9 protein-coding genes are annotated in these 11,787 nt (G+C 56.7%); 5 read left to right on the top strand and 4 right to left on the bottom strand.

From position 1 onward, the window contains the following. Positions 1-24 precede the first annotated feature (24 nt). From M2447_RS01155 to M2447_RS01140, 4 genes are all read right to left on the bottom strand, one after another. Entirely contained in the window at positions 25-936 is a 912-nt protein-coding gene (locus M2447_RS01155) for a serine O-acetyltransferase (protein ID WP_277557019.1), read from the bottom strand. 147 nt (positions 937-1,083) lie between these two features. Continuing rightward, positions 1,084-1,974 (bottom strand): tRNA pseudouridine(38-40) synthase TruA, encoded by an 891-nt coding sequence (truA, locus tag M2447_RS01150; RefSeq protein WP_277557018.1) that lies wholly within the window; start codon positions 1,972-1,974, stop codon positions 1,084-1,086. Next, positions 1,971-2,426, bottom strand: coding sequence for a Holliday junction resolvase RuvX (gene ruvX, locus M2447_RS01145; RefSeq protein WP_277557016.1), 456 nt, complete (start codon positions 2,424-2,426; stop codon positions 1,971-1,973). The genes truA and ruvX overlap by 4 nt, the downstream gene beginning before the upstream one ends. A gap of 144 nt (positions 2,427-2,570) precedes the next feature. Next, complete coding sequence (locus M2447_RS01140) at positions 2,571-3,521, bottom strand: sugar-binding domain-containing protein (protein WP_108825180.1); 951 nt, start codon at positions 3,519-3,521, stop codon at positions 2,571-2,573. 181 nt (positions 3,522-3,702) lie between these two features. Between M2447_RS01140 and M2447_RS01135 the strand changes: the two genes are divergently transcribed. The 5 genes from M2447_RS01135 (at position 3,703) to M2447_RS01115 (ending at position 11,778) form a co-directional block, all read left to right on the top strand. Next, positions 3,703-4,569 carry a glycerophosphodiester phosphodiesterase gene (locus tag M2447_RS01135; RefSeq protein WP_277557015.1) on the top strand — a complete coding sequence of 289 codons (867 nt, stop codon included), beginning with the start codon at positions 3,703-3,705 and terminating at the stop codon, positions 4,567-4,569. A gap of 61 nt (positions 4,570-4,630) precedes the next feature. Next, positions 4,631-6,019 carry an MFS transporter gene (locus M2447_RS01130; protein ID WP_277557014.1) on the top strand — a complete coding sequence of 463 codons (1,389 nt, stop codon included), beginning with the start codon at positions 4,631-4,633 and terminating at the stop codon, positions 6,017-6,019. A 58-nt stretch (positions 6,020-6,077) separates the two neighbouring features. Then, complete coding sequence (locus M2447_RS01125) at positions 6,078-6,854, top strand: S1/P1 nuclease (protein WP_277508378.1); 777 nt, start codon at positions 6,078-6,080, stop codon at positions 6,852-6,854. A 167-nt stretch (positions 6,855-7,021) separates the two neighbouring features. Then, on the top strand, positions 7,022-8,374 hold the full coding sequence (gene pgtP / locus M2447_RS01120) for a phosphoglycerate transporter protein PgtP (RefSeq protein WP_277508377.1): 1,353 nt from the start codon (positions 7,022-7,024) through the stop codon (positions 8,372-8,374). Positions 8,375-8,934: 560 nt separating this feature from the next. Next, positions 8,935-11,778, top strand: coding sequence for an autotransporter domain-containing protein (locus tag M2447_RS01115; RefSeq protein ID WP_277557013.1), 2,844 nt, complete (start codon positions 8,935-8,937; stop codon positions 11,776-11,778). Positions 11,779-11,787: the final 9 nt, after the last annotated feature.

Genomic DNA, 11,787 nt, shown 5'->3' with positions numbered 1-11,787 from the left:
TTTTTTACGGCGCGAAGAAACCGCTCAATCGCCCGTTTCCCCGAGAAGCTGCTCCTTGGTCGAGCGCGGGCGGATCACCGAGGCGGCGTCGCCTTGGTAATAGGCGATGCTGTTGGCGGGCATCGATTGCATCAGCCACACGTTCGAGCCGACGATTGAGTTTTCGCCGATCACCGTGTCGCCGCCGAGAATCGTTGCGCCGGGATACACGATCACGTTGTCGCGCAGCTCCGGATGGCGTTTCACTCCTTTTATGGGATGGCCCTTTTCGTCCAGCTCGAACGACTTCGCACCGAGCGTCACGCCTTGGTAAATCTTCACGTGGTTTCCGATGCGCGCCGTCTCGCCGATCACGACGCCCGTGCAGTGGTCGATGAAGAAATGCGTGCCGATTGTCGCGCCCGGATGGATGTCCGTGCCCGTGCGTTCGTGGCCGTATTCGGTCAACATGCGCGGCAGCAGCGGCACGTTCAGCAGGTAAAGTTCGTGCGCGATGCGTTGCAGCGAGATCACCAGCACGCACGGATACGCAAGGATGATTTCCTCCACGCTGCGCGCCGCCGGGTCGCCCTCATACGCCGCCACCACGTCGGTCTGGATCACGCGGCGCAACTCCGGCAGGCGTTCGAGCAGCGCCATTGTTTTTTCCTTCGCGCGCGTTTCGGCGTCCTCGACACCCGCGAAGACAAGGCTCTTGCGAATGTCGTTTGCGAGGCGCGTCTCGATGCGCTCCAGCATCCGGTCAACAAACGCCTGCATGTCTTTTTTCCCAAGCGCGTCCTCCCCGAAAAATCCCGGGAAAAGGACATACATGAAATCGCGCGCGAGCTGGTTGATCGATTCCTCGGCGGGCAGGTTGCTGCCTTCAAGATGGTTGATGCCGCCTTCGTTTTGGTAGGAGGCGAGCAGGGCGCGTTTGATGTTTTCGAGGTTCATGATTGGAAGTGCCGTCGGTGTTTCCGATAGTGAGGGTAGGGCGAAGCCTCCGGCTGAGCCGAAATCGTTCGAATGTCGCGCGATGCTCGCGGCTCAGCCGGAGGCTTCGCCCTACCGTGGAAAATCCAACCGCGATGCGAGGCTGCCTCAATAAAATACTTTTTCCAGAAAAAGTCCCCGCGGCGGCGCGGTCTGCACGCGAGTCGTGCGTTTTCCGCTTTTTAACAACTCGCGCAAATCATCGGGGGCGAGCTTGCCCTCGCCGACCGCTACGAGCGCGCCGACGAGGCTGCGCACCATTTTATACATGAACCCGTCCGCCTCGGCGGCGATGCGCACATGGCGCCCGCGCTTCGCGATTTCGAGCCGGCGCAGGTCGCGCACCGTGTCTTCCTTCGGCGGGCCGTTCAGCGCGGAAAACGCGCGGAAGTCGTGTTTTCCCCGCAGCACCGCCGCGCCTTTTTTCATCGCGGCGATGTCGAGCGGACGCGGGCGGTCAATCGCCCACGCGTAAGGCCGCGTGAACGGGTCGGCGTCGCCGAGATACAAATGATACAGGTAAAGTTTTCCCGTCGCCGAAAAGCGCGAGTGGAAATCCTCCGGCACCGCGCGCACGGACTTGATTTGGATTTGCTGCGGCAGCCCGCCGCGCAACGCCGCGCGCAGTTTTTCCGGCCCGTGTTTCCATGCCGCGTCGAAATGAAAAACCTGGCCGCGCGCATGCACGCCCGCGTCGGTGCGTCCGCTCGCGTGCACGCGAATCAGTTCGCCGAAAATCTCGCGCAGGCGCGATTCGATCACGTCCTGAATCGCGCGCCCGCCGCGTTGCGATTGCCAGCCTTCGAACGGGGCGCCGTCGTAGGCGCAGACGCATTTCCAGCGGGGGACCGCAACACTCTTTCGAGGAACGCGTGCGTCAAGGAGCGGCGGCTTTCCAGCCGCCGGACGAGGCGAAGCCTCGCCTTTTTTCAAACCGTGCGCGACTGCGTCGCGTCCGGCGGCTGGAAAGCCGCCGCTCCGTTTAGGGCCGTCGCTCACAAATCATCCTCCGTTTCGGCTTGGAAGCCTTCGGGCGCGGGCAGGCGCAGGTTCTGCTCCAGAAAATCTTGCAGGATGAGCGTCGCCGCGCGCGAGTCGATCAGCCCGCTTGCGCGCACGTCGCGCCGCTGGGCTTTGGGAATCGACGACTCGGCCTCATAGGACGTGAGCCGTTCATCCACCAAATGCACCGGCAGCTGAAACTCGCTTTCCAGCCGCCTCGCGAACTTTTCGACTTCCTTCGCCTTGAATCCCTCGGAGTCGTCCATGTTGAGTGGCCACCCGAGGACGATGTCGGTGATGCGCCTTTGCCTTATGACGGATCCGAGCGCGGCCCAGCGTTTTTCGGCGTCGGCATCCGTGAGGGCGGGCAGGGGAGTGGCCACGCCGATCTCGTCGCCGTAGCTCAGGCCGATGCGGCGTTCACCGTAATCTATGCCGATTGCTCGCATGAAAATTTTACGAAGAAAAAAAGCAGCGCGCATGCGATGCGGCAAGACGGGAGTAATCGCGGCTGTGCGCAGGCGAAAGGCGGAGCACTCACATTCTTTGTCATGCGGGCTGATCGTTTTTATATCGTTGATTGACAAGCGTTTTTACATTGCAAGCAATGCTTCGGCGGCACTTTCGTCAGTCAGGAGGGTTTTAAGCATGCCTCCTTTTAGCGCACCGGCGATGGCGGGGGCGCGCACGGCTCCCGATGAGATCCCGATTACTTGCGGGATTTTGCGCAAGTCGTCCAAGTCGATGCTGATCACCCGGTCGCGCCAGTAAGAGGCGCATTCGCGGCCGTTTTTGTCGAAGAAACGTCCGCAGATTTCCCCGACTGCGCCGATTTTTCTGAGTTGAATGAAATCGTTTTCATCCAACACGTTGCGTTCAACATAAACCGAAAGATCGAGCGGCCCAACACCCACGATCGCGGCGTCCGCTTTTTTCAGGCGTTCGCTCACGGATCGGATTTGCTCGGAGGCTAGGAAAAAATCGCGCGTTTTCTTGTCCTCCACGAAGGCGGGCGTGCTCAGTGTCAGGAATTCGCCGCCCCAGAGCTTCACAAGGGAGCGTCCGAGTTCGAGCGAGTCAACGGAGGAGACGTTGGAATCGATACTGCCCATTGCCTGCACGATTGTGAGGCGCCGGGCGTCGTTGCGCCGGAAGCGGTGCACCAATTCGGAGACGCTGCGCCCGCCGCCCATCGCGAGCGTGCCGGAGTTTGGGAGCTGTTCGGATACAAACGGCGCCCCGAAGTGGCCGACTGTCTGGCGCGCGGTCTCGGGATTCGCGTTCGGCGCGGTTTTCACGACGGCGACTTCCGTCAGGCCAAACCGGGCGCATAACTCGTGTTCCAGCTTGGGGTTACGCGCATTGTATTGGTCGACCGAGATGCGGACGATTCCGCGCTCCAAGGCCACGGCCAGCATGCGCGAGATTTTGGTCTGCGAAACGCGGACAAGGTTTGTGATTTCGGCCTGCCCCAAGCCGTCCACGTAGTAGAGTGTGGCTACCAGGCGGAGTTCGTCATCGGAATAGTCGGCTTTTCTAGGCATGGGATATCGAGGTAACAAATAAAGTGGTGAAAATAAAAGATTAAATATTTATTCATATAAACTTTCCAATCGACAAGTCTTTTTTTTCCCTTCTCTTTTGAACGTTGCCCGCGTTATTTAAATCCCCAGTAAATTTGCCTACTTATTTGATAAAACGCCCAATATTCCAACACCCAAGAAAATGAAAACCCGCACAGCATCCGCTCTAGTCGTCGCCGCGCTTGTGACGTTCCCTTTCCTTTCCGGTTGCGCCAGCAAGGATAACACGCAGTCCGCCGCATCCGCGCCCGGCGCCCCCGTCGGCATCGTTGCCCACCGCGGCGCGTCCTATGACGCGCCCGAAAACACCATCGCCGCCCAAAAACTCGCGTGGGAACAGGGTGCCGACGCCGTTGAGACCGACATTTATCTCACCAAGGACGGCAAAATCATCGCCCTGCACGACAAAACCACCAATCGCACCACGGGGAAGAAGCTCACGCCCTCGAAATCCACGCTCGCCGAATTGCGCGCGCTCGACGCCGGCTCATGGAAATCCTCGAAATACGCCGGTGAAAAAATCCCCACGCTCGACGAGCAGCTCGCGCTGATCCCCAGCGGCAAGCGCATGTTCATCGAAATCAAGGTCGGCCCCGAAATCGTTCCCGAGCTCGTCCGCTGCCTCGCCAAGGCCGGCGCCGGCAAGCACAACATCACTTTCATCAGCTTCAACTACGACGCCCTCAAGGCCGCCCATGAGGCGCTCCCTGAAATCCCCGCCCAGTATCTCAAGGGCTACCGCGATCCCGCCAAGCGCAAGCCCGGCTACGTGCAGCCCACGATCGACGAAGTCATCAAGGAGGCCAAGACCGCCAATTTTACCGGACTGGACTTGCAGGCAACCTGGCCCCTCAGCAAGGCCGATGTGAAGCGGATCAAGGATGCCGGGCTCGAATTGCATGTGTGGACGGTTGACGACCCCACCCTGGGCAGGCATTGGGTTGAGCTCGGCACGATGAGCATCACCACCAATCGCCCCGCCTACCTTCGCAAAGAGCTCAAACTCTGAGGTTTCAGTGTTTTTTGTTAAAAAACGCACCCCGCACGCTTTTATTGGGATACCTACATAAATGAGCACATCCGCGCAAATAGCAGACCCCTCCTCCGCCGAAACTGCGAAACGCTTTCGGTATTGGCAATGGCGCACGATCATCGCGACGATGGTCGGCTACGCACTGTTTTATTTTGTGCGGAAAAACTTCAGCATGGCCATGCCCGGCATGGAGGCGGACTTGGGTATTTCAAAAACAAGCCTTGGCATCTTCCTCACACTCAACGGCTTGGTCTACGGCGGGTCGCGTTTTCTAAACGGCATGCTGGCCGACGTGCTCAACGCCCGCTTTTACATGGCGACGGGGCTGGCCCTGTGCGCGCTGGCGAACTTCGCGTTCGGTTTCGGCGTGGACATCGCCGCGTGGATATCCGGCGAACCCTCGGGACCGGGCTTTTCCAACGCGCTGATTTTGTTTCTGGGCATCACTTGGGTGGTTAACGGATTCCTGCAAGGCTCGGGGTTTCCGCCCTGCGCGCGGTTGCTCACGCACTGGGTTCCGCCGAGGGAGCTCGCCACAAAAATGTCGGTTTGGAACACCTCGCATTCCATCGGCGCGGGCTTGGTGGTCATCCTCTGCGGCTACATCATGGCGCACATGGGCACCGGCGAAAACCACGCGGGCGCGTGGCGCTGGTGTTTCTGGATACCGGCAAGCATAGCCCTGCTCGGCTCGATCGGGCTGTTTGCGTTTTTGCGCGACACACCCTCCGATGTCGGCCTGCCGGAACTTGAGGGCACCACGGTAAAATTGAAAAAAACGAGCGGGAAAACCAAATCGGCGGAGCACTTGGCGCTTCTGCGTGAAAAGGTGTTTCTCAACCCGCTGATCTGGATTCTCGGCTTCTCCAACTTCTTTGTCTATGTCGTCCGCTTTTCCGTGCTCGATTGGGGGCCGACGCTGCTCCAGCAATCGAAGGGCGTGAGCGTGGCGAAATCTGGCTGGCTGGTGGCTCTGTTTGAGATCGCCGGCATCGTCGGAATGCTCGTGGCGGGGTGGGCGACCGACCGCTGGCTCAAGGGCCGCGCGCACCGCACCTGCGTGTTTTGCATGCTCGGCGCCGCGATTTGCGCCATCGCCCTCTGGCAAATCCCCCCTTCCGCCCCCATGTGGATGCTGCTGGCCGTCCTTTGCTCCACGGGCTTTTTCATCTACGGCCCCCAGGCGCTCGTCGGCATCGCCGCTGCCAACCAGGCCACCAAAAAAGCAGCCGCCAGCGCCAACGGAATCACGGGCATATTCGCCTACGCGAGCACCGCCGTCTCGGGCGTGGGCTTCGGCTACGTCGCCCAGCACTACGGCTGGAACTTCGCCTACATCGCCATCATCATCATGGCCTTCATCGGCATGGGCGGCTTTTTGCTGATGTGGGGCGCCAAGGCCGACGGCTACGACGAGCAGGCGTGAGCCCCTCCTGTTATATTTTCCAATAAACCATCGCTTCTTATTTTAATATAAACCCAAAATGAAAAAAATAATACTTCCTCTCGTAATACTGGCGCTCTGCTCCGCGCAAACGATGTTCGCCTGGGGCAAGAGGGGCCACGACGCCATCGCCTACATCGCCGAGTGCAACCTCACCCCGAAGGCGAAGGCCACCATCGAGAAATACCTGGGGAACCGGTCGATTGTATATTATTCCACATGGATGGATGAATACAGGCGGACACCGGAATATAAATACACGCACCCCTGGCACACCGGCGGGGTTGACAAGAACTTGAAAAGCACGCCCGAGGGACGCAAGCCGGACGGCGACGCGGTTGCCGAGCTCGAAAAAGCCATCGCCACCCTGAAGAATTATAAAAAACTCGACGCCGCCACGGTCAACCTGAACCTGAAGTTTGTAATACACCTCGCCGGCGACATGCACTGCCCCGTGCATATAAAGTATCCCGACATCAAAATGAATTTTAAGGTGAAGCTGAAGGGCAGGGAAATGACATATCACGCCGTCTGGGATTCCGGCCTGATCGAGGCCTCGCACGCCTGGGGCTACATGGAATACCGCCACCAGCTCGACCGTTATTCGAACGCCGAGCGGATCGCCATGAGCAAGGGCACGCCCGCCGATTGGTTTCACGAAAGCGCGAAGGACTGCGTTAAAATCTACGACTGGGCCAAGCCGGGCGCCGATCTCGGTCAGGATTATATAAACCAGGCGCACGAGCTCGCGGAAATGCAAATTGTAAAAGCCGGCTACCGCCTCGCCCGCACGCTGAACGAATTATTCGACAATTAATATAAAGTGTTTTTCGAAAACCGCTTCAATACAGGCCAGAAAAAACGCGGATAAACGCAATTCAACGCAGATACCAAACCTCCTGATTCTTGTATCTACTCCGCGTTCATCCGTGACCATCTGCGGTTAAAAGAATTTCTGATTTTTTTAATATAAACAAAGCATCCATGTTCTCATTTCTCAAACCCGCTCCCGCCGCGACTCCCCTGCCGTCCGAACGCGTTGACGCCGAATACAAGCGCCTGCGCATCCAAGTGTTTATTGGAATTTTTATCGGCTACGCCGCCTTTTACTTGGTGCGGAAAAACATGGCGCTGGTGATTCCGGACATCCTGGCGGACTATCCCCAATACACAAAGGCGCAGCTCGGCTGGGCGATCACGGGGCTTTCGGCCGCCTACGGACTTTCCAAGTTTGTGATGGGCTCGGTGTCGGATCGCAGCAATCCGCGTTATTTTCTTCCGCTCGGCCTGCTTCTTTCCTGCGCGATCATGATGGTGTGCGGCTTTGTGAAAGCCGTTTATTCGTCGCTGATATTGATCATCCTTTTGCAAACCCTGAACGGCTGGGTGAACGGCATGGGCTGGCCTCCCTGCGGAAAAACGATGGTGCACTGGTTCAGCTCGCGCGAGCGCGGCACCGTGGTTGCCGGCTGGAATGTCGCGCACAATGTCGGCGGCGGCTTGGTAGCGACCTTTGCGCTGTGGGGCGTCATGCTTTTTGGCGACTGGGGGGCGAAGTTTTATTTCAACGCAATCATCGCGGGCGTCATCGCAATCATCGCGTTTGTGCTGATGCGGGACACGCCCCAAAGTTGTGGACTGCCGCCCATCGAGAAGCATAAAAACGACTATCCCGAAAAATACTCCGCGGACAACGAACGCATCCTCAGCTTCAAGGAAATCTTTTTCAAAAACGTCCTCAACAACCGCTATCTGTGGGCAATCGCCATCGCCAACGCCTTTGTGTATTTTGTGCGCTACGGCGTGGTTGACTGGATCCCCACCTACCTGCAAACCGCGAAAGGCTTTTCCTTCAAGGAATCGAGCATCGCCTGGTCGCTCTATGAATACGCGGCGATCCCCGGCACGCTGCTTTGCGGCTGGATGTCCGACAAAGTTTTCAAAAGCCGGCGCGCCCCGGCCACGATCCTGTTCATGGCGATGACCCTGCTTGGCGTGCTCGTTTACTGGTTCAACGCGAACGGCCCGCTGTGGATCGACTACGCCGCGCTGATATCGATCGGCTTTTTCGTTTACGGCCCCGTTATGATGATCGGGCTTCACGCCCTGGAACTCGTCCCCAAGAATGCCGCCGGAACGGCCGCCGGATTCACGGGATTTTTCGGTTATGTGTTCGGCTCGGCGATCGCGGGAACCGGTGTGGGCTGGCTCGCGGACCACTGGGGCTGGAATGGCGTGTTCATAGTCATGGTCATCTGTTGCGCGCTCACGATGGTGTTTAGCGCGCTCACGCTGAAACATCGCAATACACCTAACGATAAGCTTGCATCAAAATAAAAGATCAATAAAACCGACTCCGCTGTCTTTGATCAGGCGGATTCGCCGCAAAACGTAATAACCCAAAATAAGCAAATTGCCATACGCAGATTTGAAACCCTCACCTGTTTTGAATATATATTCATTTTTTTCATCCCGTTTCCCCATCGACCTTTATTACCGTGTCGTCGAAGTTTCCAGCGCCATTGAGGCTGGTGTTGGAAAACGCGGCGACCAATGACAATCATTCTGACCAACACCCACGCGCCCCACGCGAGCACCTTTTTCTACGAAAAAACAACGATAAGTTAATGAGTTTAAAGAGATGAATAATTATTCGTTTTAAAAAACATTGACTCATGAATTTTCCTTACCAGCTTTTTCACACACCAGCCCACTGGGATTTATCCCTGTAACCGTTCGCACCAGCGTCTTGAAACCTCACTGCTCCTACACAGCCCCCTTTTCGTCCCCCTGTCCCGGCATGTTTAATTGAGAAACACGCCCATCGCTTTTTCGTAAAAAACCATAACATCCACCAGCATCACTGCACTATCATCCCATCTTCCAAATATCCCGTCATGCACACCACACTCCCCTCGAACACGCTGAACAAACTGACTCCCCACAAAGTAATGCGCGCCGCGCTGACTGGGCTTCTGGCTCTCGTCACCGGAGTTGCCACCGTGGATGTCTGCGCCCAAAGCCGCACCGACAATGTCCGCATTTTTTGGACGGGCACCAATGGCGATGTGTGGGACAACAATAATACCGCATCCTGGATGACCACCGGAAGCTACCTCACTTATGCCAGCGGCACCGCCGGGACAGAGACTTGGGTCGAAATCGACGCCATTCCCGAGGCGACTTTTATCACCGGTGACGTGGTTGCCTTCGATAGCAGAGCCGACCAAGGATGGACGTGGTCGGGAAGCGCTTGGAGGTATGATCCCGGCGAAGGTGGTGGGGCGCCTCCCACAGCCTCTATCACGCGCAACATTGAAATTGCCACGGAAGGCGTTACGGTTTCTGATATGATCATCTCCGGTCCGGGCAGTTATGTTTTTACTGGTGGAGCCATCACCGCCATTGCGTCCTCCGTTGCCCCCGATTCGGTGCAACTTTCAGGCACAGGCGTCGGTCTTGCCGCTGGATTGACCTCCCCCGGCGGACGTCTTATCAAAACGGGCCCGGGCATCCTCACACTCTCCAACACTGCGGCCAACCACTTTGAAAATGGCATTCATCTCTTTGAAGGAACCTTGGCCATAGCTGATAATCGTGCGCTCGGCGACAATTGCATTGTCTCCAATTATGTTACCACTGCCGGCGGTATTGAGGGGCAATATGGCCATTTCATTGGTGATAGGTTGCTTCCCTTGGTGCAGCAGCCCGGCGTCACTTCGGGGAATAGCTATCTGCCCGCCGCAGTCTTGGATATTGGCGGCAATATGTTCAACAGTGCCAACGGCGGCAACTTTAGACTCCTCATTGAAGACACTGCTGCGGGAATCGATATTACAGGCGACATTTACATCAGCAGCCGCAATGCCACATTCGAAATTCAAGGCGACACCACCATCTCCGGACGAATCGTGGGCAACACTAACAGCTATGGCGCCAGCGCGGGCAGCATTATTAAAACCGGCACCGGCACGCTCACCATTACCGGCTCCCGCAACTGGTTTTACGGTAGCTCCAAAAACTACAACCAAATCAACGAGGGACGTGTCGTCCTTACCCACCAGCATGCATTTGGCACCGGCGCAACCTTGATCGACACCGGTGGCATTTTGGAGTTTCGCGGAGTCAGCGGCACCATGCGACAGGCGTTCATAGGCGGAGGAAACATAGAGGTCACCCAAGGCAGCGATCTCACCTTCAACTGGCGCAATGGCACCCTTGATAATTTTGACATGATGTCGGGAAATGGAAGCTGGCATCCCGCCATGAATGACATCGCAACTCTTACCATTTCGGGGCAGTCCCGCTTTTCAGCAATCGCTAGCGGCACGTATTCCACCGTGCTCGGTGGCGCTAATGTTTATGTTACCGTGACCGAAGGTTCCACACTTGTCATCGGACGCGAAGGTTTGTCCGCCCGCGGATCAGGTGCCACTGGAATCCCCATGAACTATGCCATTCTTGCCAATCGCATTGACCTTGCCGGGGGCTCCACGCTCGTCCTCAAACCCAATGCCTTTCTAAGCACGGGCGCCCTTGTTGTCACGGATACCAGCAATTGTAATATCGCCTTCACCGCCTCCGGCGTTATGCGCCTTCGCTGGCAGGAGGGTATCGACCCGGACACCATAAGCAGGTCCCCTGACGCTGATGCTAGTGCTCGTTATATTGTCCCCGCTGGCATGGAACTCATTATCAACGATATTCCTGTTCCCGTGCCTCCAAGCGAGAGCCTGCCCAATGACAATAGTTCCACTGGATGGTGTCGCGAATTCGTCATCGTTAACCAAGGTGCCAATCCGCTCAAGGACATTGCAATGACCCTGACTGCGGTGGATGCAATTCACGACACTGTTTCCTCGCGTCTTGCGGCCGAATTGATTGACCCTGTCATTTTGCATGTTCCTTCCAAGGGGCGTAAGTGGGTCAATTCTGCATGGGCTCGTTATCTTACAAGCAAGATTGATTTTGAGACAGAATCACTTGTTACTCCGGGGGTTAGTGGCCGTATCAATGGCGGAATCTTCGGACTTGATGGCATACTCCCTGGACGTCTCCTCGTCGGCATACACGGAGGTATTGCGGATAACAATCTCGACACTACCAACGACACGACGCTCTCCTCGAAGCAAAAATACCTCGGCCTGCACGCGGCGCAGCGTTTTGGTAAATTTTATCTCTCCCTTGTTGCAGCCACCGGAAAAGTTTCCACGGATTCCTTCCGCTACGAAAGTGACAATTTTGTTCGAGGCAAATGGGACACTTCCTACTATTCCGGTTTCGCCGAGTTCGGAGGCACCTTTGAGTCGTGGTCAAAAATCAAGGTCAAGCCCCATGTTGGACTTCGCTATTCCAGAGTCAAGATCAGCAACTACTATGAACGCGGAGCCTCTCCGCTCGTTGTCGATAATTTCGACGACACCTTGGCCCAAGCTTCCTACGGTGTGGACTTTGGCAGGAGTTTTATTGTGTTAAAGCGTGACCTTGCAGTTGACCTTACCATCGCTCGCAAGCACAACATTCGCGCCCCGCGTGCGAACTTGGTCACCTATTATTTTGATTCTCCCACAACCCCTGTCACCCTCAAGCGAGGAGACTATTACGATGACGTATGGGCCTTCGGTTTGTCCGCCCGCGCGGCACTGAGCCAGCACTCAATCGTCGGGTTTGCCTGCGATTATGAGACCGCATCCAGTCGCAACCGCCTTACTTTCTCGGCAATGGTTGGTTACACTTGGTAATCATTAGAA

It is taken from the genome of Ereboglobus sp. PH5-10 (genome assembly GCF_029504735.1).
In the GTDB taxonomy this organism is placed as follows: Bacteria; Verrucomicrobiota; Verrucomicrobiia; order Opitutales; family Opitutaceae; genus Ereboglobus.
The sequence above is the reverse complement of the archived record's forward strand: the minus strand, read 5'-3'. Positions and strand labels throughout refer to the sequence as shown.

What these genes read in the sequence shown, in the direction of transcription:
- M2447_RS01155 (WP_277557019.1), bottom strand. Translation starts at nt 936, where the DNA reads ATGAACCTCGAAAACATCAAACGCGCCCTGCTCGCCTCCTACCAAAAC.
- ruvX (WP_277557016.1), bottom strand. Translation starts at nt 2,426, where the DNA reads ATGCGAGCAATCGGCATAGATTACGGTGAACGCCGCATCGGCCTGAGC.
- M2447_RS01140 (WP_108825180.1), bottom strand. Translation starts at nt 3,521, where the DNA reads ATGCCTAGAAAAGCCGACTATTCCGATGACGAACTCCGCCTGGTAGCC.
- M2447_RS01135 (WP_277557015.1), top strand. Translation starts at nt 3,703, where the DNA reads ATGAAAACCCGCACAGCATCCGCTCTAGTCGTCGCCGCGCTTGTGACG.
- M2447_RS01130 (WP_277557014.1), top strand. Translation starts at nt 4,631, where the DNA reads ATGAGCACATCCGCGCAAATAGCAGACCCCTCCTCCGCCGAAACTGCG.
- M2447_RS01125 (WP_277508378.1), top strand. Translation starts at nt 6,078, where the DNA reads ATGAAAAAAATAATACTTCCTCTCGTAATACTGGCGCTCTGCTCCGCG.
- pgtP (WP_277508377.1), top strand. Translation starts at nt 7,022, where the DNA reads ATGTTCTCATTTCTCAAACCCGCTCCCGCCGCGACTCCCCTGCCGTCC.
- M2447_RS01115 (WP_277557013.1), top strand. Translation starts at nt 8,935, where the DNA reads ATGCACACCACACTCCCCTCGAACACGCTGAACAAACTGACTCCCCAC.